Source organism: Lentzea pudingi, assembly GCF_014646255.1.
Lineage (GTDB): Bacteria > Actinomycetota > Actinomycetes > Mycobacteriales > Pseudonocardiaceae > Lentzea > Lentzea pudingi.
Genome location: NZ_BMNC01000001.1, coordinates 1,166,438 through 1,191,028 on the forward strand (window position 1 = coordinate 1,166,438; position 24,591 = coordinate 1,191,028).

General features: G+C 72.4%; 4 protein-coding genes. All 4 read left to right on the forward strand.

Annotated elements, in window-relative coordinates:
* Positions 1-26: 26 nt before the first annotated feature.
* The 4 genes from IEY88_RS05350 to IEY88_RS05365 are packed head-to-tail and all read left to right on the forward strand — an operon-like array spanning position 27 to position 24,572.
* Positions 27-4,781, forward strand: a complete 4,755-nt coding sequence (locus tag IEY88_RS05350; protein ID WP_189153377.1) for a non-ribosomal peptide synthetase — start codon at positions 27-29, stop codon at positions 4,779-4,781.
* Positions 4,778-17,077: a non-ribosomal peptide synthetase gene (locus tag IEY88_RS05355; protein WP_189153378.1), complete on the forward strand. Its 12,300-nt coding sequence runs from the start codon at positions 4,778-4,780 to the stop codon at positions 17,075-17,077. Before IEY88_RS05350 ends, IEY88_RS05355 begins: the two co-directional genes overlap by 4 nt.
* On the forward strand, positions 17,074-24,201 hold the full coding sequence (locus IEY88_RS05360; RefSeq protein ID WP_189153379.1) for a non-ribosomal peptide synthetase: 7,128 nt from the start codon (positions 17,074-17,076) through the stop codon (positions 24,199-24,201). Before IEY88_RS05355 ends, IEY88_RS05360 begins: the two co-directional genes overlap by 4 nt.
* The gene (locus IEY88_RS05365; protein ID WP_189153380.1) at positions 24,198-24,572 is read left to right on the forward strand and encodes a nuclear transport factor 2 family protein; all 375 of its coding nucleotides are present in this window, start codon (positions 24,198-24,200) and stop codon (positions 24,570-24,572) included. The genes IEY88_RS05360 and IEY88_RS05365 overlap by 4 nt, the downstream gene beginning before the upstream one ends.
* The last annotated feature ends 19 nt before the right edge of the window (positions 24,573-24,591 follow it).

Sequence of the window (24,591 nt, forward strand, 5' to 3'; positions counted from 1 at the left end):
TTCCGACCCGCCAAGGGGGTGCCGCCGTGCTCGCCGATCTCCAGAACCTGCCGTCCGCGGTCGACCGAGCCGTGCGCTCGGCACCGAACGCACCCGCCGTCGAGTGCGACGGCGTGGTCCTGACGTATGCCGAACTCTCCGCCCGCGCCGATGTCCTGGCCACCGCGCTCAGGTCCCGGGGTGTGGGCGCGGAGGACGTGGTGGCGGTCGCCGTGCCGCGCTCGGCCGAGCTGGTCGTCGCGTTGCTGGCGATCGTCCGGGCGGGGGCGGCGTACCTGCCGCTGGACCCGGACTACCCGGCGGAGCGGACCGCGCACATGGTGGAGGTGGCGCGGCCGGCGCTCACGCTCGGGCTGGACGAGGTGGCCGAGTGGTCGCTGGTCGGTGACGCGGAGGTGGCGGGCGGGTCGGCGGGCGGCTCGCGCCCCGATGCCACAGGTGGCCGGCCCACCCCTCCGCTGCCCGACCACCCCGCGTACGTCATGTTCACCTCCGGCACCACCAACAAACCCAAGGGCGTGGTGATCACCCACCGCGGCATCCTGCGGCGGATGGCCGACGTCCAGGCGCACTACCGCCTGGCGCCGGGCGACCGGGTGCTGCAGAAGACGCCGTCGGGCTTCGACCCGTCCGTCATCGAGGTCTTCCTGACCCTGGCCGCCGGGGCGACGCTCGTCATGGCCCGCCCCGGTGGCCATCGGGACCCCGCCTACCTCGCGAGGACCGTGCGGGCCGAGCGGATCACGATGATCCGGTTCGTCGCGTCGATGATCCCGCTGTTCCTGGACGAGTACCTGCGGGACGGCGCCGACGGGCCGTTGCGGCTGGTGGCGTCCGAGGGCGAAGGACTGCCGATCGCGGTCGCGGACCGGTTCCGCGAGAGCCTGGACGTGGTGCTCTACAACGAGTACGGGCCCACCGAGGTGTCCGTCGGCGTCACCTGCCTGCCGTGCCGGGCCGTCGACGGCAGTGGTCTCATGCCGATCGGGCAGGCGACGCCCGGTGCCGGCATCCGGGTGCTGGACGCCGAGTTGCGGCCGGTGCCGGCGGGGGAGGTCGGTGAGCTGTACCTGACGGGTGTGCAGCTCGCCCGCGGGTACCTCGGGCGGCCGGGGGAGACCTCGGTGCGGTTCGTCGCCGATCCGTTCGGGGCGCCGGGTGAGCGCATGTACCGCACCGGTGACCTGGGGCGGGTGCGGCCGGACGGGGACGTCGACTTCGCTGGGCGGACCGACGACCAGGTGAAGATCCGCGGTTTCCGGATCGAACCCGCCGAGGTGGCCGGTGTGGTCGCGGCGCACCTGCGGGTCGGGCAGGCGGCGGTGACCGTGCTGACGACCCCGGCGGGGGAGAAGTCGCTGGTGGCGTACGCGGTGCCGGACGGGCCGGCGCCCACCGAGGCCGAGGTGCGCGAGCACTGCGCGTCGATCCTTCCCGGCTACATGGTGCCGTCGGACGTGGTGTTCCTCGACGCGTTGCCGTTGACGCCCAACGGGAAGCTCGACCGGCGTGCGCTGCCGGCGCCGGTTCGCGAACGCGTCCCCGCTGGTGGGCCACCGAGCACTGCGGCGGAGGAGACGGTCTGCGCGTTGTTCGCCGAGGTGCTGGGCATCGCGCCGATCGGCGTGGACGACGACTTCTTCGCGCTGGGCGGGCACTCGCTCGCGGCGGCGCGACTGGTCGGCAGGCTGCGGGTGGTGGCGGGGATCGAGGTGCCGGCGCCCGCGGTGTTCGAGTCCTCCACGCCCGCGTTGCTGGCCGAGGTGATGGCGAAGGCCGGGGCCGCCCGGACCGGTCCGGTTCCGGTCGAGCACCCCGCACGGCCGGCGTTGTCCGCAGCTCAGCGGCGGATGTGGTTCGTGCAGCAGTCGGAACGCGGGCCCGCCTACAACGTGCCGTGCGCGATCCGTCTGCGCGGGCCGTTGGACGTCCCGGCGCTCACTCAGGCACTTGCCGACGTCGTGGCGAGGCACGAGCCGTTGCGCACGATCTTCCCGGTGTTCGAGGACGAGCCGTACCAACGGGTCCTCGACGCGCCGACTCTGGAACTGTCCACAGTGGAGGACATCGCGCGACCGTTCGACCTCGAGACGGAGATCCCGATCAGGGCGTCTCTGCGAGAGGACCTGCTGGTCCTGGTCGTGCACCACATCGCGGTCGACGGCTGGTCGATCACGCCCCTGTGGCGCGACCTGGCCAGGGCCTACGCGGCACGGCTCGAGGGCCGTGCGCCGGACTGGGATCCGTTGCCGGTGCGGTACCTGGACTTCACGAGCTGGCACCGCGACCTGCTGGCGTCGGACGGCGAATCGCTGGCGTACTGGACGGCCGAGCTCGCGGGCATGCCCGAGGAGATCGCGTTGCCGGCGGACCGGTCCGTCCGGTCCGCCGGGGTCCGCGAGGCGGGCGCGGTCGACTTCGAGGTGGACGCGCACGGTGCGTTGGTCGCGCTGGCCCGCGAGTCGAGGACGACGCTGTTCATGATTCTCCGCGCCGCGCTGGCCGGGCTGTGCTCGCGGCTCGGCGCGGGGGAGGACGTGCCGATCGGCGGGATCGTCGCCGGTCGTGAGGACGAGTCGCTGGCCGGCCTCGTCGGGTGCTTCGTCAACACCGTCGTGCTGCGCACCGACGTGTCCGGGCGGCCCACGTTCCGGGAACTGCTGGCCAGGGTGCGGGAACAGGACGGCGCCGCGCACCTGCACAGCGAGCTGCCGTTCGACCGGCTCGTGGAGGAGCTGCAACCGGCGCGCTCGCAGGGGCTGCACCCGCTGGTCCAGACGCTGCTCGTGCTCCAGCCGCCCGCGACCGCGCCGGAGTTCCCCGGACTGTCCTGTGTGGACGTGCCGATGGAGACGCCGGCGGCGAAGGCCGACCTGGTGTTCGACTTCAGCGAGGGCGACGGGCTGCGCGGCACGCTGAAGTACGCCACCGACCTGTTCGACGCCGAGACGGCCCGCGCGCTGGCCGCCCGGATGGTCCGCTTCCTGGAGGCGGTCGCCGAGGCACCGGACACGCCGGTCGCGGACGTGGATCTGCTGCTGCCCGGTGAGGGTGTGGTCAGGTCGGAGGCGAAGCGACCAGGCGACACCTTGCACGGGTTGATCGAACGCGTCGCCGCGGCCGCCCCGCACGCGACCGCGCTGATTCACGAGACGTCCACAGTGGACTATCGCGAGCTCGACCTGCGAGCGAACCACCTGGCGCACCAGCTGGTCGCCGAGGGCGTCCGCCGGGGTGATGTCGTCGGCGTGCGCCTGGAACGCGGCATCCCGCTCGTCGTGGCGATCCTCGCGGTGCTCAAGGCCGGTGCCGCGTACACCGTCCTCGACGTCGCCTTCCCCGCCGCCCGGCTGGAGGCGGTGATTGCGCTCGCCGGCGTCCGCGCCGTCATCACGACCGTGCCCGACGGCACCGCGGACTCCCCGCCTGGCATCCCCGTCACACCGGCGGACTCGGCGTGCGTCATGTTCACCTCCGGCTCCACCGGCCGCCCCAAGGGCGTGCTGACCTCGCACGGCGCGTTGGCCGGCACGCTGACCGGCCAGGACTACGTCGAGTTCGGCGCGGACGAGGTGTGGCTGCAGTGCTCGCCTGTGTCGTGGGACGCGTTCGCGCTCGAACTGTTCGGAGCGTTGCTGTCCGGCGCGACCTGCGTCCTGCAACCCGGTCAGTCGCCGGAGCCCGAACGGATCGCGGAGCTGATCGCCAAGCACAGCATCACGACCGTGCACGTGTCCGCGAGCCTGCTGAACTACATGCTGGACGAACACCCGGACGCGTTCACGGGCGTGCGGCAGCTGATGACCGGCGGCGAGGCGGCGTCACCGGCGCACGTGCGGACGGCGTCGCAGCGCCACCCGGACCTCCGCCTGGTCAACGGCTACTCCCCGGTCGAGAACACGATCTTCACGCTCTGCCACCGCATCGCTGTCGAGGACACCGGGCGGCGCAGCATCCCGGTGGGCAAAGTGCTGGCGGGCAAACAGGTCCACGTGCTGGACCGGTGGCTGCGACCGGTGCCGCCGGGCACGCCCGGTGAGCTGTACATGGCGGGTGACGGGCTGGCGCACGGCTACCTCGGGCAGTCCGCCGCCACCTCCGAACGGTTCGTGGCCAGTCCGTTCGGCGGACGCATGTACCGCACGGGCGACCTGGCCCGTCAGGACGCGCACGGCACCGTCGAGTTCCTGGGCCGTGCGGACGACCAGGTCAAGATCCGCGGCTTCCGGGTCGAACCGGGCGAGGTGCGCGCCGTCCTGGCCGGCCACCCGGACGTGCGGCAGGTGGAAGTCGTGGTGCGGGAGGACAAGCCGGGTGACAAACGGCTCGTCGCCTACGTCGTCGGTGGCGCGCAAAGGTTGCGGGAGCACGCCCGCGCGCGACTGCCCGAGCACCTGGTGCCGTCGGCGTTCGTGGTGCTGGACGCCCTGCCCCGCACCGACACCGGCAAGCTCGACCGGCGGGCGCTCCCGGCACCCGGCGCGGTGGTCGTGGAGGGCCGTGCCCCGCGCACCGCGAACGAACGCGCGCTGTGCTCGTTGTTCGCCGAAGTCCTCGGCGTGCCGTCGGTGTCCATCGACGACGACTTCTTCCGGCTGGGCGGCCACTCGCTGCTGGTGATGCGGCTGCTCGGCCGGATCCGCCGGGAACTGCACGCCGAACTGTCCGTCGCCACCGTGTTCGACGGACCGACCGTGGCCGACCTGGCCGACCGACTCGTACTCGCGAAGAAGGCCAGACCCGCTCTGCGGGCGCGGGCCCGGCAAAAGGAGACGTTGTGAGCCCCCTGTCCTTCGCCCAGCGTCGGCTGTGGCTGCTGCACCGCCTCGACCCGGCAGGCGCTCTGTACAACGCCACCTACACCCTGCGGTTCCGCGGCCCGCTCGACGTGACCGCACTGGAATCCGCGCTGGCCGACGTGGCCGGCCGCCACGAAACGTTGCGCACGGTGTTCCCGGAGATCGACGGCGAACCGCACCAGCTGGTGCTCGACACCGTCCCGGCACTCCAGACGGTGTCGGCCGCGAACTTGTGGGAGGCGATGACCAAGGCGTCGGCTCACGACTTCGACCTCGCGACCGAACACCCTTGGCGCGCCACGCTCTATCAAGTGTCCGAACAGGACCACGTGCTGCTCTTCGTGATGCACCACATCGCCACCGACGGCTGGTCGTGGGGCCCGCTGACTCGTGATCTCTCCGCCGCCTACGCCGCGCGCCTTAACGGGAATGCGCCGGACTGGGAGCCGCTGCCGGTCCAATACGCCGACTACACGGTGTGGCAACAGGAAGTTCTCGGCTCGGCCGACGACTCGGACAGCGAGATGGCCGGCCAGCTGGCGTACTGGCGCGAGACGCTCGCCGACCTGCCCGAGCAGATCGACCTGCCCACCGACCACCCCCGGCCGGCCGCGGCGACCCATCGAGGCGCGGCGGTGGAGGTCTCCCTCGACTCCGCTGTGCACGGCAGGCTCTCGGCGCTCGCCGCAGACACCGGTTCGACCCTGTTCATGGTGCTGCAGGCCGGTCTGACGGCGTTGCTGTCACGGCTGGGCGCGGGCACCGACATCCCGCTCGGCACGGCGGTGGCCGGCCGCACCGACGAGGCACTGGACGACCTGGTCGGGTTCTTCGTCAACACCCTGGTCCTGCGCACCGACCTGACCGGCGACCCGACCTTGCGCGAGCTGATCGGCCGAGTCCGCTCGACCGATCTCGCCGCCTTCGCCCACCAGGATCTGCCGTTCGAACGTCTGGTGGAGGAGCTCAACCCGGAACGTTCGCGGTCGCGGCACCCGCTGTTCCAGACGATGCTCGTGCTCCAGAACGCCCCGGACGACGCGCCGGAGTTCGTCGGCCTGACCGTGGAGACCGGTTCGGTCGAGCTGCACCCGGCCAAGTTCGACCTCACCGTCGACCTCGCCGAGACCGCCGACGGCGTGCGCGGCTGGCTCACCTACGCCCTGGACCTGTGGGACGAACCGTCCGCGGCGCTGCTCGCGCGCCGGTTCACGGCGTTGCTGGCCACGTGGTCGGAGCAGCCGGACGTGCCGTTGTCACAGGTCGGTGTGCTGCTGGCGGAGGAGCGGACCGCGCTGGCGGAGTGGAACGCGACCGACGTCGCCTACCCGCGTGACCGGACGCTCGTGGAGCTGTTCGAGGAGCGGGTGGACGCCGATCCGGGGTCTGTGGCGCTCGTGTTCGACGGTTTGGAGGTGTCGGCCGGTGAGTTGGACGCGCTGGCGAACCAGGTCGCGCATCGGCTGATCGCCCGTGGGGTCTCGCGCGGGGATCTGGTCGGTGTGCTGGTGCGGCGGTCGCCGGACTTCGTGGCGGCGATCCTCGGGGTGGTGAAGGCGGGGGCGGCGTACGTGCCGCTCGACCCGGGGCATCCGGACGACCGGATCGCCTCGGTGGCCGGGCAGGCGCGACTGGGACTGGTGGTGACGGACGACCCGGGCCGCGTGGCCGGGGTGGAGGTGCTGGCCGGGCTGGCCGGTGCGTCGGCGGGGCTGGGCGGCGCGTCGGCAGAGCCCGGCGGCGCGGTGGCGGTACTAGGTGGCGCGCTGGCGCCGCCGGCATCGGCAGGCCTGAGCGGCAAGCCTGGCGCCTGGCTACCGGTGCCGGCAGGCCCCGGCGACGAACCCACCACCCGCCCCACCGTGGCGATCACCGCGGACGACGTGGCGTGCGTGCTGTTCACGTCCGGCTCCTCCGGCGTGCCCAAGGGCGCGATGTCCTCGCACCGCGCCACGGTCCGCACCTTCTTCGGCCAGTCGTACGTGCACTTCGACGGCGTGTGGCTGCAGTCGGCGCCGGTCTCCTGGGACGGCCTCACCCTGGAACTGTGGCCACCCCTGCTGCACGGCGGCACCTGCGTGCTCGCCCCCGGCCAGGTGCCCGACCCCGCGGTGATCGCACGGCTCGTGGCACGCCACGGCGTCACCACGCTGTGGATGTCGGCGGGTCTGTTCGCGGCCGTGTTGGACACCCATCCCGAGGTCTTCGACGTCGTCCGTGAGGTGATGACCGGCGGTGAGAGCCCCTCGGTCGCGCACCTCGCCAGGGTTGTGCGGGAGTTCCCGGCTGTACGCCTCGTGCACGGCTACGGGCCGGTGGAGAGCATGGTGTTCGTCACCACGCACCAGATCACCGAGGTCGACGGGCCGGTACCGGTCGGCGGGCCGATCGCGAACACCACCGTGCACCTGTTGGACGGGGACCTCAACCCGGTGCCGCCGGGGGTCGCGGCGGAGATCTACCTCGCGGGTGACGGGCTCGCGCACGGGTACCTGAACCGGCCCGGCACCACGGCCGAGAGGTTCGTCGCGTGCGCCACCGGGCACAGGATGTACCGCACGGGTGACGTGGGGCGGTGGCGGCCGGACGGGACCGTCGAGTTCCTGGGCCGCGCGGACGACCAGGTCAAGATCCGCGGCTACCGGGTCGAGCCCGGTGAGGTCGAGGCCGCGCTGCTGAGTCATCCGAGCGTCGAACGCGCGGCGGTCGAGGTGCGGGCGGACGGGAGCACCGGCAAGCGGCTGGTCGCCTACGTCGTCGGCAACGCCGAAGGCGTCAGGGAGTACCTGGCGGAACGGCTGCCCGACTACATGGTGCCGGCCGCCGTGGTGGTGCTCGACGCGTTCCCGTTGACCCCCAACGGAAAGCTCGACCGGCGCGCGTTGCCCGAGCCCGAACGCGTCCAGACGAAGGGTCGGGCTCCGCGGACCGCGCGGCAGGAGGTGCTCTGCGGGATCTTCGCGGACCTCCTCGGCGCCGGCCAGGTGTCGCTGGACGACGACTTCTTCGCACTGGGCGGGCATTCGCTGCTCGCGGCACGGCTCGTCGCCAGGGCGCGCACCGCGTTCGGCGTCGAGATGGCGTTGCGGGACGTGTTCGACCGGCCGACGCCGGCGGCGCTGGACGTGTTGCTCGACTCGCTCGGCCATGCGCGGCATGCGGTGGAGCGGAGGCCACGCCCGGAACGGATGCCGTTGTCCCACGCCCAGCGCAGGCTGTGGCTGCTCGAGGACGTGCACGGCCCGAGCGCCGCCTACAACGTCCCGATCGGTTTGCGCCTCAACGGATCGCTCGACCGGGACGCGTTGCGCGTCGCCTTGATCGACCTGGCGCAGCGACACGAGCCCCTGAGGACGATCTTCCCCGCGCACGACGGCGAGCCGTACCAGGTGGCGCTGCCGGCGGACGTCGACCTGATCCCGTTGGACCCCAACGAACTCGAAGAGGCCGCCACCCGGCCGTTCGACGTGCGCACCGAACCGCCGTTGAGGGCCTACCTCGCCGAGGAGGCGCCCGACCAGTACGTGCTGTTGCTGGTCCTGCACCACATCGCCGCCGACGGCTGGTCGGTCGCGCCTCTGCTGCGCGACCTGTCCACGGCGTACGCCGCACGTCGTGAGGGCGCCCAGCCACAGTGGAAAGCGCTGCCCGTCGAGTACGCCGACCAAGTGCTGTGGCAGCACGACCAGGACTTCACCGAGCAACTCGGCCACTGGCGCACGGCGCTGGAAGACCTGCCCGACGAGGCCAGTCCGGCCGCCGACCACCTGCGACCCGCCGCGCCCAGCCACCAGGGCGAACTGGTGAGCGCCCACGTGAACGCCGACGTCGCCGGGCTCGCCCGGTCCGGCCAGGCGACGCAGGCGATGGTCGTGCAGGCCGCGTTCGCCGCGCTGCTGTCCCGGCTCGGCGCGGGCACGGACGTCCCGGTGGGCGTGCCGGTCGCCGGACGGGGTGACGAGGCGCTGGACGACCTCGTCGGACTCTTCGTCAACACGGTGGTGCTGCGCAACGACGTCTCCGGCGACCCGACGTTCCGCGAACTGCTCGACCGGGTTCGGGAGACCGGCTTGGCCGGCTACGCGAACGCCGACGTGCCCTTCGACCGCGTCGTCGAGGAACTGAACCCCACGCGCACCCTGGCCCGGCACCCGCTGTTCCAGGTGATGGTCGTGCTGCAGAACAACGCCCAGGCCGGCGCCGCGTTCCCCGGCTGCGAGACCGCGCTCTTCGACGTCGACCGGCACACGGCCAAGTTCGACCTCACGCTGACCCTGCACGACACCGGTGACGGCCTGACCTGCCACCTGGAGTACGCGACCGACCTGTTCACCGGCTGCACGGCCACCGCACTCCTCGACCGGTACGTGCGGTTCCTCACCGCCGTGGCGGAGAACCCGGACGCGCGAGTGTCCGAAGTGGACCTGCTGACGCCGGCCGAGCGGCACACGATCGCAGTGGAGTGGAACAAGGGCGAAGCCGAGGCGGACGACTGCCTGCACGAGATCTTCGCGGTGCACGCACGCAGGACGCCGGACGCGACCGCGTTGATCCACGAAGCCGGACGCACGACCTACGCCGAACTGGACGCCCAGGCGAACCGGCTCGCGCGCCACCTCGACGCACCGCGGGGCAGCCTCGTCGCGATCTGCCTGCCCAGGGGCCCCGAACTGGTCGCGGCCGTGCTCGCCGTGCTCAAGCTCGGCGCGGCCTACGTGCTGCTCGACCCCGACCACCCGGCCGAACGGCTGGCCGCGCTGGTGGAGCAGGCAAATCCTGCTGTCACAGTGGTGAACGGCCCGTCACGGCTGACGACCCGTCTGGCCGAGATCAGCGCGCTCCCGGACCTGAGCACCGAACCGTTCCACCGCCCGGTGAGCCCGGACGACGCGATGTGCGTGATGTTCACGTCGGGTTCGACCGGCAGGCCCAAGGGCGTGCTGACCTCGCACCGCGCGGTCGTCGCCACGCTGACCGGCCAGGACTACGCCGAGTTCGGCCCCGACGAGGTGTGGCTGCAGTGCGCACCGGTCTCGTGGGACGCGTTCGCGCTGGAACTGTTCGGCGCACTCCTCTCCGGCGCGGCCTGCGTGCTGCAACCGGGCCAGTCGCCCGAGCCCGCGCGGATCGTCGAGCTGATCGCCGCCCACGGCATCACGACCGTGCACCTGTCCGCAAGCCTGCTCAACTTCGTGCTGGACGAGTACCCGGCCGCGCTCCACGGCGTCCGGCAGGTCATGACCGGCGGTGAGGCCGCGTCGAAGGCCCACGTGCGGACGCTGCTGGAACGGCACCCGGACGTGCGGCTGGTCAACGGCTACTCACCGCTCGAGAACACGATCTTCACCCTCACCCACCGCATCCGGCCGGAGGACTCGGAACGCCGCAGCATCCCGGTCGGCCGCCCGCTCGCGGGCAAGCAGGTCCACGTGCTCGACGAGCACCTCCGGCTGGTCCCGCCCGGCACGCCCGGCGAGCTCTACATGGCCGGCATCGGCCTGGCGCACGGGTACCTCGGCCAGCCTTCCGTGACGGCGCAACGGTTCGTCGCCAGCCCGTTCGGCGGGCGGATGTACCGGACCGGCGACCTGGTACGCCAGGACGCCGAGGGCACGGTCGAGTTCCTGGGCCGCGCGGACGACCAGGTCAAGATCCGCGGGTTCCGGGTGGAACCGGGCGAGGTGGCGGCCGTGCTGACCGCGCACCCGGACGTCCGGCAGGCGGAGGTCGTGGTGCTCGACGGGCCACGACTGGTCGCCTACGTCGTCGGCACGGCGGACTCGGCGGTACTGCGGGCGTTCGCCACGACCAGGCTGCCCGACCACCTCGTCCCGTCGGCGTTCGTGGTGCTCGGCGAACTGCCCCGCACCGCCAACGGCAAGCTCGACCGCGCCGCCCTGCCCGCTCCTGAAACCACCTCCACCGGAGACACGGCCAGAACGCCGCGCCAGCAAATCCTCTGCGGCATCTTCGCCGGCCTGCTGGACCTGCCGGAGGTCTCACCGGACGACGACTTCTTCGCGCTGGGCGGTCATTCGCTGCTGGCGGCCAGGCTCGTCAGCAGGGTGCGCGCGGTGCTGGGTGTCGAACTGGCGATGCGCGAGGTCTTCCGCACACCGACCGTGCGCGGCCTGGACGCCCGCGTGGACTCCCTCGCCGAAGCCAGGCCGTCCGTGCGCGCCACGGAACGCCCCGACCGCCTCCCGCTGTCCGCGGCCCAACGCCGGCTCTGGTTCCTGAACCGCTTGCAGGGCCCGGGAACGACCTACCACGTGCCGCTGGCGCAACGGCTGCGCGGACCACTCGACACCGACGCGCTGCACGCGGCACTCGGTGACGTCGTGGCGCGGCACGAGGTGCTGCGCACGGTCTTCCCGGACCGCGACGGCGTACCCGAGCAGGTCGTCCTGCCCCACGCCGAGGTCGCACTGGACGTCGTCGAGTGCGACGCGACCGAACTGGACGCGCTGCTGGCCACTGAGTCGGCGCGCCCGTTCGACCTCGCGGCAGACCTCCCGATCAGGGCCAAGCTCCTCCGACTGTCCGAAGAGGACAACATCCTTCTGGTGGTGATGCACCACATCGTCACCGACGGCTGGTCCTGGGGTCCGTTGCTGCGCGACCTCGGCACCGCCTACGACGCCCGAAGCCGCGGCACCGAGCCGGACCTGCCGCCGTTGGAGGTCCAGTACGCGGACTACGCGCTGTGGCAGCAGGAACTCGACACGAGCGCCCAGGCCGAGCACTGGCGGACGGCACTGGCCGGCCTGCCGGAGGAGATCACGCTGCCGGCCGACCGGCCGCGCCCGGAGACCCCGAGCCACCGCGGCGAACAGCTGGCCGTGTCCCTCGACGCCGAGGCGCACCGCCGGCTGCTGGCGATCGCACGGGAGTGCGACGCGACGCTGTTCATGGTCGTGCAGGCTGCCCTGGCGCTGATGCTGTCGAGGCTCGGCGCGGGCACGGACGTCCCGCTGGGCACGGCCGTGGCCGGCCGCACCGACGAGGCGCTGGACGACCTGGTCGGGTTCTTCGTCAACACGCTGGTGCTGCGCACCGACCTGGCCGGCGACCCGACGTTCCGCGAGCTGGTCGGGAGGGTCCGGGAGACCGACCTGGCCGCCTACGCGAACCAGGACCTGCCGTTCGACCAGGTCGTCGAGGAGCTGAACCCGGTCCGCTCGCCCGCCCGGCACCCGCTGTTCCAGGTGTTCGTCACGGTGCAGCCCGCGACGCCGGGCACCGGACTGGGCGGCGAACCGGTCGCCATCGAGGTGACCGCGGCCAAGTTCGACCTCGCCCTGATGCTGAACGAGACGGTGGACGAGGACGGTCCGGCGGGGATCACCGGCACGCTGGAGTACGCGGCGGACCTGTTCGACCCCGCCACGGCGCAGTCGCTGATCGCGCGCTTCGAACGCGTCGCCGCCGCGATCGACCCGGAGACCCGTGTGTCGCGAGTGGACGTGCTCTCCGCCGAAGAGCATGCACAGCTTGCCGGCTGGAACGACACGTCCGTCGACTACCCGCGCGACCGGTCGCTGGCCGACCTGTTCGAGGAGCAGGCGCAGACCCGTCCGGACGCGGTGGCCCTGGTTTCCGGCGACGAACGGCTGACGTTCGCCGAGGTCGACGCGTGGGCGAACCAGGTGGCGCACAAGGTCCTCGAGCACGGCGTCGGCCGCGGTGATCTGGTCGGCGTGCTGGTCGAGCGGTCACCGGCGTTCGTCGTCGCACTGCTGGGGGTGCTCAAGACCGGCGCGGCGTACGTGCCGCTCGACCCGACGCACCCGATCCAGCGCGTGGTGGACGAAGCCGGGCTGGAACTGGTGGTCAGCCACCCGTCCGTCGCGGGCCTGCTGCCGGACCACGTGGACGTCGTGCGGGTGGACGACGTCGCGGGGGAGTCCGCGACCCTGCCCGGGTTCCCGGTCGGTGGCGGTGACGTGGCGTGCGTGATGTTCACGTCCGGCTCGTCGGGCGTGCCGAAGGGGGTCGTCACGACGCACCGCGCGGCCGTGCGGATGTTCTTCGGCCAGCGGTTCGCCGGCGCGGGAGGTGTCTGGCTGCAGGCGGCGCCGGTGGCCTGGGACGCGGCGGCGCTGGAGCTGTGGCAGCCCTTGCTGCACGGCACCACGTGCGTGCTCGCCCCCGGACAGGTGCCCGACCCGGCGTTGATCGCCGAGCAGGTGCAACGGCACGGCGTCGACCGGCTGTGGCTGTCGGCGGGCCTGTTCGCCGCGCTGGTGGACACGCATCCCGAGGTGTTCGGGCAGGTCGACGAGGTGGTCACCGGTGGCGACGCCGCGTCCGGTGCCCACGTCGCCCGCGTCCTGCGCGAGTACCCGAACGTCCGGCTGGTCAACGGGTACGGGCCGGTGGAGAGCATGGTCTTCGCGACCACGCACCAGATCACCGAGGTCGACGGGCCGGTGCCCATCGGGTCGCCGATCGCCCACACCACCGTGCACCTGTTCGACGGCGACCTCAACCCGGTGCCGCCCGGCGTCGCGGGGGAGATCTACGTCGGCGGCGACGGCCTCGCCCTCGGCTATCTGAACAGGCCGGGCGCGACCGCGGAACGGTTCGTCGCCTGCGCCGGCGGCCGCCTCTACCGGACCGGTGACCTGGGCCGGTGGCGCGCGGACGGGGTGATCGAGTTCCTCGGCCGCGCGGACCACCAGGTCAAGATCCGGGGCTTCCGGGTCGAGCCGGGCGAGATCGAGGCGGCGCTGACCCGCCACGACCGCGTCTCCCACGCCGTCGTCGTCGTGCACGACGACCCGGCGACCGGCAAGCGCCTCGTCGGCTACGTCGTGGGGTCGATCACGCCCGAGGAGGCTCGCGAGCACGTCGGCGCGTTGCTCCCGGCGTTCATGGTGCCCGCGGTGGTCGTGGTCCTGGACGCGCTTCCCTTGACGCACAACGGCAAGGTCGACCGCCGGGCCCTGCCCGCCCCGGTCGTCACGGCCGGAGCGAGCGCACCGCGCACCGCACGCCAGGAAGTGCTGTGCGGAATCTTCGCGGACCTGCTGGGCGCGCGGAAGGTCGGTCCGCACGACGACTTCTTCGCACTCGGCGGCCACTCGTTGCTCGCCGCCCGGCTGGTGGCACGGATCCGTGCCACGTTCGACACCGAGATCGGGCTGCGCGAGGTGTTCGACGCACCGACCGTCGCCGCGTTGGAAACACGCCTCGACACCGGACGCCGCGCCAGGGACCGGATCGCGCCGGTCGAACGGCCGGACCTGCTGCCACTTTCCTCGGCGCAGCAACGGTTGTGGACGGTCGAACAGGTCCAGCAACCCGGCGCCGCCTACCACGTCCCGATCGCTCTGCGGCTGACCGGTGTGGTCGACGTGCCGGCCCTGCGCGCGGCGCTCGAGGACGTGGTGGAGAGGCACGAGGCGCTGCGGACGGTGTTCCGCCAGCGCGACGGCGTGGTGTGCCAGGTGGTCCTGCCGGCGGTGGTCGACTTCGCCGAGTCGCACAGCACCGTCGAGGAGGAGGCGCGCAGGCCGTTCGACCTGACCAGGAGCCCGTTGCGGGTACGGCTGATCAGCGTCGCGCATCGCGAACACGTGCTGCTGGTCGTGGTGCACCACATCGCGGCCGACGGCTGGTCGATGCGACCGCTGCTGACCGACCTCGCCGACGCCTACACGGCCCGGACCAGCGGCAAAGCTCCACAGTGGACTCCGCTGCCGGTCCAGTACGCCGACTACACCCTGTGGCAGCGGAGGTTCCCGGCCGACGACCAGCTCGCGCACTGGCGGCAGGCCCTCGCCGGTCTGCCGGAGGAGGCGACGCTGCCGGTCGATCGGCCCCGTCCGGCCCGGCCCGCTCACCAGGGCGACGTCGTGCCGTTCGCGATCGGCGCGGACGTCCACCAGGGCCTCACGGCTCTGGCGCGGGCCGCCGGTGCCACGCCGTTCATGGTGCTGCGCGCCGCTTTCGCCGCCCTGCTGTCCCGGCTCGGTGCGGGCACGGACATCCCACTCGGCACGCCCGTCGCGGGGAGGGCCGACGAGGCGCTGGACGACCTGGTCGGATTCTTCGTCAACACGCTCGTGCTGCGGACCGACCTGTCCGGCGACCCGACGTTCGCCGAGCTCCTCGGCCGCGTCCGGGACGCTGATCTGGCCGCCTACGACCACCAGGACCTGCCGTTCGAACGGCTGGTGGAGGCGCTGAACCCGGCCCGCACCACGGCCAGGCACCCGCTGTTCCAGGTGATGGTCGTGCTGCAGAACAACGCCGAGGGCGAGCTGACCCTGCCGGGCCTGGAGGTCGAGACGCTGCCCGGGTCGACCGGGGCGGCCAAGTTCGACCTCACCCTCGGCCTGCGGGAGTCCTTCGCTGGCGACGGCACGCCGGCCGGACTGACCGGTGAACTGGAGTACGCCACCGAGCTCTACGACCGCGCGACGGCCGAGACGGTGGTGACCCGGCTGGCCCGGCTGCTGGCCGCGGTGTCCGAGAACCCCGGTGCGCCGCTGTCCACAGTGGACATCATGGACGCGGACGAGCTGCGCACCGTCACGGAGGAGTGGAACGCCTCAGACACCAACGTCTGTCGGGACGCCACGCTGCCGCAACTGATGAACGGACGGCCCGATTCCATCGCGTTGATCGACGACCGCGAGGCCGTCACCTACGCCGAACTGCATGCTCGGGCGAACCGGCTGGCCCGGCGGCTGGTGGCGCAGGGCGCCGAGGCCGGGAACACGGTCGCGGTGTGCCTGCCGCGCGGTGTGGACCTGGTCGTCGCCATCCTCGCGGTACTGAAGGCCGGCGCGGCGTACGTCCTGCTCGACCCGGACCACCCGGCCGAGCGCAGGCAGGCCCTGCTCGACCAGGCCGGACCGGTGTTCGTGCTGGAGGACGTCGAGGGCGGCCACTACCCGTCGGACGAGTTCACCCGCGTGATCAGCGCGGACAGCCCGGCGTGCGTCATGTTCACCTCCGGCTCCACGGGCCGCCCCAAGGGCGTCGTCGTGTCGCACCGGGCGCTGGTCACGACGCTGACCGGCCAGGACTACGTCGGCTTCACCCCGGACGCGGTCTGGTTGCAGTGCTCGCCGGTGTCCTGGGACGCGTTCGCGCTGGAGCTCTTCGGTCCGCTGCTGTCCGGCGCGACCTGCGTGCTGCAACCCGGTCAGACCCCGGAGCCGGCGCGGATCGCGCGGCTGGCCGCACGGCACGGCGTCACCACGCTGCACGTGTCGGCCAGCCTCCTCAACTTCCTGATCGACGAGATGCCCGAGGTGTTCGACGGCGTCCGCGAGGTGATGACCGGCGGCGAACCCGCCTCGATCCCGCATCTGCGCACGCTGCTCGACAGGCACCCGTTCCTGCGGGTCGTGAACGGCTACTCGCCGCTCGAGAACACCATCTTCACGCTCTGCCACGCCGTCGAACCACGGGACCTGGACCGAGTGAGCATCCCGGTCGGACGTCCGCTCGCGGGCAAGCAGGTGTACGTGCTCGACCGCTGGCTGCGGCCGGTGCCGCCGGGCACCCCGGGGGAGCTGTACATGGCCGGCGACGGTCTCGCGCACGGGTACCTCGGCCAGCCTTCCGTGACGGCGCAACGGTTCGTCGCCAACCCGTTCGGCGGGCGCATGTACCGCACCGGCGACCTGGTGCGCCAGGACCGCGACGGCGTCGTGCACTTCCTCGGCCGCGCCGACGACCAGGTCAAGATCCGCGGCTTCCGGGTGGAACCCGGCGAGGTGCGGGCGGTGCTCGCCCGCCATCCGGGTGTGCGGCAGGTGGAGGTCGTCGTCCGCGAGGACAGCCCCGGCGACAAGCGGCTCGTCGCGTATGTCGTTGGCGTCGCTGAAGGTGTGCGGGAGTTCGCCGCGCAGCACCTGCCCGACTACCTCCTGCCGGCCGCGGTCGTCGCGCTGGAGTCGTTGCCGCGCACGCCCAACGGCAAGCTCGACCGCGCCGCACTGCCCGTGCCCGACGCTCAGCGCGTCGCCGGTCGCGCGCCGCAGACCCCGCACGAGGAACTGCTCTGCGGTCTGTTCGCCGACCTGCTGAACGTGCCCGAGGTAACCGTCGACGACGACTTCTTCGCGCTGGGCGGCCATTCGATCCTGGTGATGCGCCTGGTCAGCCGTGTGCGGTCGGTCTTCGGCGCGGAACTGGGCGTGCGGACCGTGTTCGAGAACCCGACGGTCGCGGGCCTGGCGGGTCATCTGCCGGTGGCCGCCCGTCCCGCCCCACGGCCCGTGCTGCGGGCCCGTCCGAGGTCCAAGGAGACGTTGTGATCCCCCTGTCGTTCGCCCAGCAACGGCTGTGGTTCCTCGATCGGCACGAGGGAACCGGCGCCGCCTACAACATCCCGCTCGCCGTCCGGCTGCGCGGCGTCCTCGACGCCGAGGCACTGGAACTCGCCCTCACCGACGTCGTCTCACGGCACGAGGCGCTGCGCACCACGTTCCCGAGCCGGGAAGGCCTGCCGCACCAGGAGATCCTGGACGACCCGAAGGTCGTGCTGGCCGTGCTCGAACCGGGCGATCCTGCGGTCGTGCTGGGCCGCGCGGCACGAGAGGCGTTCGACCTGGCCGCAGACCCGCCGTTCCGGGCGCACCTGCTCGAGCAGGGACCCGAGGACCACGTGCTGCTGCTGGTGATGCACCACATCGTCAGCGACGGCTGGTCGCTCGGCCCGCTGCTCCGCGACCTCACCACTGCCTACACCGCGCGGCTGGCAGGGGAGGCGCCGGCCTGGGAGCCGTTGCCCGTCCAGTACGCGGATTACACGCTGTGGCAACAGGACCTGCTCGGCTCGGCGGACGACCCGGGCAGTCTGATCAGCGCCCAGTTGGCGCACTGGCGCACGAGACTGGCCGGTCTGCCTGAGGAGATCCCGCTGCCGGTCGACCGTCCGCGTGACGGCGACACGGGCACTGCGGGCTCGGCCGTGGCCACGCTGCTCGACCCCGGCACCGCACGCGGGCTGGCCGCGCTGGCGGAGGAGTCCGGCGCGACGCTGTTCATGGTGGCGCAGGCCGCATTCGCCGCGTTGCTGGCGCGCAGCGGTGCGGGCGAGGACGTTCCGATCGGTACCGTCGTGACCGGCCGTGGCGAGGAGGCGCTGGAGGACCTGGTCGGGTTCTTCGTGAACACGCTGGTGCTGCGGGTGGACGTGTCCGGCGACCCGTCGTTCCGCGGGCTGCTGGCCAGGGTGCGCGAGGAGTCGCTCGACGCCTACGGGCACCAGGACCTGCCGTTCGAGCGGCTGGTGGAGGAGCTCAACCCGGTGCGGGCGGCGGGCAGGCACCCGCTGTTCCAGGTGATGGTGCTCGCGGACAGCGACTCCGACGACGGTCTGGTTCTGCCCGGCCTCACCGCGACGGTCGAGCCGCTCGGGCAGGGCGCGGCGAAGTTCGACCTCACGCTGTCGCTGCGGGAGGGGCGCGACGGGGTGCGGTGCTCGCTGGAGTACCTCACCCGCCTCTTCGACGAGGCGACCGCCGAGATGTTGCTGGCACGGCTGGTCCGGCTGCTGGACCAGGCCGCGGCCGACCCGGACCGGCCGTTGTGGGACCTGGAAGTGCTGTCTTCTGAGGAACGCGCCGCCGTGCTGGCCACGACGGAGCCCCCCGAGCCCGCCACGACCGTGCACGAACTCTTCTCCCGCCAGGCCGCTCGCACACCGCAGGCCGTCGCTCTCGTGTCGGGCGACACCGAGATCACCTACGCGCGGCTGGACGCCGAGTCCGGTGCTCTCGCTGGTTTCCTGGTGTCGCGGGGAGTGCGGCGCGGCGACGTCGTGGGTGTCCACATCGGACGCGGCGTGGACATGGCGACGGCTTTGCTGGCGGTGCTGAAGGCAGGCGCGGCCTACCTGGTGCTCGACGTCGACTTCCCGGTCGCGCGGCTGGCGTCGATGGTCGCGTCCCTGCCGGTGCGGCTCGTCCTCACCGATCGGCCGTTCTCGACCGACGTGCCCGTGATCGCGCTCGACTACGTCCGGCCGATGCCCTTCACCGCACCGGAAACCGGCCCGGACGACCTGGCGTGCGTCATGTTCACCTCGGGCTCCACGGGTGCGGCGAAGGCCGCCGGCGCACCGCATCGCGCGTTGACCGGCACGCTCGCCGGGCAGCGGTACGCGGGGTTCGGTCCCGGCGAGGTGTGGCTGCAGTGCGCGTCGGTGTCGTGGGACGCCTTCGCGACCCAGCTGTTCGGCCCGTTGCTGGCGGGCGGCACGTCGGTGCTGTACCCAGGACAACGGCCGGAGCCCGCGGTGATCGCACGGCTCGTGGTGCGGCACGGGGTGACGGTGCTGGACGCGTCGGCCAGCCTCTTCAACCACCTCTGGGACACCTACCCGGACATCTTCACCGGACTGCGCTGGGCGTTGACCGGCGGTGAGGCCGCTTCCGCCGGGCACGTGCGCGCGGTACTGGCCGCCGTGCCGGGCATCGGTGTGGTCAACGGCTACGGACCTGTCGAGAGCATGGGATTCACCACGTCGTTCGCCGTGCCGCAGGACTGGGACGGCGCGGTGGTGCCGATCGGTTCTCCCCTGGAGGGCAAGAGCGCGGTCGTGCTCGACCACCGGCTTTCGCCCGTGCCGACCGGTGCGACGGGGGAGTTGTACGTCGGTGGGGAGGGCCTGGCGCACGGCTACCTCGGCCGGCCGGGCCTGACCGCCGAACGGTTCGTCGCCTCGCCGTTCCGCGTCGGGGCACGGTTGTACCGGACCGGCGACCTGGTGCGGCGCCGCGCCGACGGCACGCTGACCTACCTGGGCCGTGCCGACGACCAGGTGAAGATCCGCGGGTTCCGGGTGGAGCCCGCGGAGGTCGAGTCGGCGTTGATCACGCACCCGGACGTGACCGCGGCGGCCGTGGTGGCGCGTGAGGACGGACCCGGCGGCAAGCGGCTCGTCGCCTACGTCGTCGGCGATGCCCAGCACCTCAGGGCCTACCTGGTGGACCGGCTGCCCGAACACATGGTGCCCGCCGCGTTCGTAGCGCTCGACGAGTTCCCGTTGACGCCCAACGGAAAGCTCGACCGCCGAGCGTTGCCCGCGCCGTCGTACCTGGTTGGTGGCAGCCAGCCGCGCACGCCTCGGCAGGAGATCCTCTGCGGCCTTTTCGCGAAGGTGCTCGGGCTGGACGCGGTCGGTCTCGACGACGGGTTCTTCGACCTCGGCGGGCACTCGCTGCTCGCGGCCAGGCTGCTCGCGTCGATCCGCACGGTGTTCGGCGTCGAGCTGGGCATCCGCGTGCTGTTCCGCGACCCCACTCCCCGTGGCCTCGACGGTCACCTGGACTCCACGGCACCGGTGCGCACCGCACCACGCCCGGGGCACCGGCCGGAACGGGTGCCGCTGTCGTCCGCGCAACTGGGCGTGCGGCTCGCGATGGAGGTCGCCGACCACGCCTACACCGCGCCCCATGCGTTGCGGCTGGAAGGCGACCTGGACCTGACGGCCCTGCGGACGGCGTTGCTGGACGTGGTGGAACGGCACGAGGCGTTGCGGACGGTGTTCCCCGAGGACGCGTTGGGGTGGCACCAGGTCGTGCTGCCGGCGGACGAGCTGGTGTTCGAGGTCGAGGACTGCACGGACCTGGACAGCACGCTGGCGGCGTTGGTGGCGCGCCCGTTCGACCTCGCCGCGGACATCCCGTTGCGAGCACACGTGCTGCGCCTCGGCCCGCGTGACCACGTGTTGTTGCTGGCGCTGCACCACATCGCCACGGACGGCTGGTCGACCGGCGTCCTGCTGCGCGACCTCGCCGAGGCCTACCGCGCTCGCGTTCTGAGCACGGCACCGGACTGGCGGCCGCTGCCGATCCAGTACGCCGACCACAGTTTGCGCCAGGAACTGTCCGACGACTCGCTCGCGTTCTGGGCCGAGACCTTGGACGGCGTCCCGGACGAGCTGCGCCTGCCGGTCGACCGGCCGCGTCCGCTGGTGTCGGACAACGTCGGCGACGAGGTCCGCGCACAGGTGGACGCTCGAACGCACCAGGCGCTGGTCTCGCTGGCACGGGCCGGCAACGCGACGGTGTTCATGGCGCTGCACGCGGCCGTCGCGACGCTGCTGACCAAGCTGGGCGCGGGCACGGACATCGTGCTCGGCACCGTCGTCGCCGGCCGCGGCCCGGAGGACCTCGACGACCTGGTGGGCCTGTTCGTGAACACGCTCGCGCTGCGCGTCGACCTCTCCGGCGACCCGGACTTCACCACGGTCCTGCAGCGCGTCCGCGAGGCCGACCTGGCCGCGTACACACACCAGGACGTGCCGTTCGACCGCGTCGTGGAACGGGTCAACCCGGAGCGTTCCAGCTCCCGGCACCCGTTGTTCCAGGTGTCGCTCGCGTTGCAGGACGGGGTGGACGGCGTCGAGGACGACGCGCTGGACCTGCCCGGACTGGACGTGCGAACCGTCCGGACCACCACCGGCGGCGCGAAGCTCGACCTGTCCCTGGGGTTCGGGCAGACCGCAGGCGGGCTGGAGGTGTGCCTCGAGTACGCCGTCGACCTGTGGGACCGCGCCACCGCGCAGAACCTGCTGACCAGGCTCGTCCGTCTGATCGAGACGCTCGTCGCCGACCCCTCGGCTCCCCTGAGCCGGATCGACGTGCTGACCTCGGCCGAGAGGGAAACCGTTCTGCGCCAGTGGAACGACACCGCCGTCGCCCACGACCTCACCCGATCCGTGCAGGAGCAGATCGCCGAGGTCGCCGCACGCACCCCGGACGCTCCGGCGGTGGTGGCGCACGACGGCACGCTCACCTACCGCGAGTTGGACGAACGGGCCAACCGGCTCGCACACCACCTGATCGCCCTCGGCGCGGGCCGCGGCACCGTCGTCGGGGTCTGCACGGACCGGGACACCGCCAGCATCACGGCGTTGCTGGCGGTGCTCAGGACCGGAGCGGCGTACCTGCCGGTCGACCCGACCTACCCACCGGAGCGGTTGCGCTACATGCTGGCCGACGCGGGCACGCCGGTCGTGGTGACGCAACCCGGGCTGGCGCACCTGGTGGCGTCGAGCGACGCGGCGAAGGTGGTGCTGGACGGGGGAGCGGCAGGCTTTGCGGCGACACCGCCGGCGCTGGTCGGTGAGGCCTCGGGCCTTTCCGCGGTGCCGCCGGCGCTGGCTGGTGGGGTCGTGGGCCTTTCCGCGGTGCCGCCGGCGCTGGCCGGTGGGGTCCTGGGTCTTCCCGCGGCTCCGCCGGTGCTGGCTGGTGAGGCCCTGGGTCTTTCCGCTGCCCTGCCGGCGCTGGCCGGTGAGGCCCCGGACCTTCCCGCGGCCCCGCCGCTGCCGGCCGAGAAGTCCCTGGACCACCCCCCGATTCCACCGGCCGTCGCCACCGACCCGCGCGACGCCGCGTACGTCATCTACACCTCGGGCTCCACCGGTCGCCCCAAGGGCGTGGTCGTCGAACACCGTGCCCTCACAACCCAAACCGCCTGGCTGGTCGCCGCTCTCGGCCTCGTGCCGACCGACCGCTCCAGCCACCTGTCCGCCCAGGGCTTCGACGCGGCCGTCGCGGAGATCTGGCCGACGCTCGTGTCCGGCGCCGCCCTGCACCTGCCCTCCCAGCAGGTCCTGGAGGACACCGAGGCACTGGCCGAGTGGATCAGGGACAGCCGCGTCACCGTATCGTCCCTGGCCACCCCGCGGCTGGAGGCGATGCTCGACGAACCGGCGCTGGCCGCGTCCTCGGTCCGCGTCCTGCACACCGGCGGCGACGTCCTGCGCCGCCGCCCACCCACCGGCATGCCGTTCGAGCTCTACAACACCTACGGCCCCACCGAGTGCACGGTGAACTCGACGTGCGGCCTGGTCCTGCCAGGCGCGGACGCGGACCTGCCGTGCATCGGCACGCCGATCGACAACTACGTCGCCTACGTGCTGGACGACCACCTGCGGCCCGTGCCGCCCGGCGTGGTCGGCGAGCTGTACATCGCCGGCGCCGGCCTCGCACGCGGCTACCTGGGCAGCCCGGCCCTGACCGCGACCCGGTTCGTCGCCTCGCCGGGTGGTCGCATGTACCGGACCGGCGACCTCGTGCGCTGGCTCCCGGACGGGAGGCTCGCGTTCCACGGGCGCGCCGACCAGCAGGTGCAGATCCGCGGCCTGCGGATCGAGACCGGCGAGATCGAGGCGGCGCTGTGCGCACTGCCGGAGGTCGCGCAATCCGCCGTGATCGTGCGCGACGACCGGCTGATCGCCTACCTCGTCGCACCGGACGGCATCGACCCGGTGGCGGTGCGGCGCAAGCTCGCGGAGTTCCTGCCGCGGTACATGGTGCCCGAGGCGTTCGTGGTGCTGGACGCGTTGCCGTTGACCCCCAACGAGAAGCTCGACCGGCGTGCCCTGCCGGCCCCGGAGGTCGTGTCCGCGCAGGCCCGTCCGCCCGCCACGGCGCTGGAGGCGACGCTTTGTCGGCTGTTCGCCGAGGTGCTCGGCCGGGAGGTGGGACCGGACGACGGGTTCTTCGACCTGGGCGGCCACTCGCTGCTCGCGGCGAAGCTCGTCTCCCGGATCCGGACGGAACTGGGCGTGCGCCCCGAGCTGCGCCTGCTGTTCGACGCGCCGACCCCGGCCGCTCTCGCCGGCCAGCTCGGCACGTCGGCCGCCGGTGACCCGCTGGGCGTGCTGATCCCGTTGCGCACCAACGGGGATCTCGCACCGGTGTTCTGCGTGCACCCCGGCGCGGGCATCGGCTGGGAGTACTTCGGTCTGCTGCCGCACCTCGACCCGCGCCGTCCGGTCTACGCCCTGCAGGCGCGCGGCCTGACCGACCCGTCCTCGATGCCGCAGACCCTCGCGGAGATGGCCGCCGACTACCTGGACCTGGTCCGCGGCGTCCAGCCGGAGGGCCCGTACCACCTGCTCGGCTGGTCGTTCGGCGCGGTCGTGGCGCACGAGATGGCCACGCTGCTCGACCCGTCCGACGTCGGCCTCCTGGCCCTGCTCGACGGCTACCCGGAGACCGAGGAGCAACCGCCGGTGTCACCGGACGACCCGGATCTGCTCACCCCGCTGCTCGAGTCCCTCGGCTACCGGCTCGACCAGCCCGTCCGCTCCCGCGCCGAGTTCGACGCGGCGATCCGCGACCACGCCGGGCCCCTCGCGGGCTTCAGCGAGGCCGCGCTGCCCGAGGTCTTCGCGGCCAACGTCAACCTCCACAACCGCCACCGGCCGACCCTGCTCGCCGCCGGCGCGCACGTCTTCGAGGCCACGCGCGGCAAGTCCCCGTCCGACCCCACCCCGGCCTCGTGGCTGCCGCACTTCTCCGGCCGCGTCGAGGTCCACCAGGTGCACAGCACCCACGGCGGCCTCACCGCCCCGGCACACCTGGCGTCCATCGGCGCCGTCCTGTCCGCCCACCTCTCCAGCGAGGAGCCCCGCTCATGACCGCCATCCTGAACACCACCGGCCACGTCACCTCCGTCCACCGCTACTACGAGCTCGTCGACGCGGGCGACGTCACCGGCCTGGTCAACATGTTCAGCCCGGACGCCACCTACCGCCGCCCCGGCTACGCGCCGATGGTCGGCCACGAGGAGATGAGCGCCTTCTACGGCGGCGCCCGCGTGATCCGCGAGGGCCGCCACACCGTCGACAAGGTGGTCGAGAGCGCGGAGGAGGTCGCGGTCTACGGGACGTTCAACGGCGTCCTGCACGACGGCCGGCAGGTGGACCTCAGGTTCTCCGACTTCTTCGAGTTCACCGAGGACGGCCACTTCGCCCGCCGGGACACGTTCTTCTTCGCCCCGCTGGTGTGACGCCGGGACGGCCCGCCTC

Excerpts from the sequence above, each read along its gene's own strand:
- IEY88_RS05365 (WP_189153380.1), top strand. The coding sequence starts at position 24,198 with ATGACCGCCATCCTGAACACCACCGGCCACGTCACCTCCGTCCACCGC.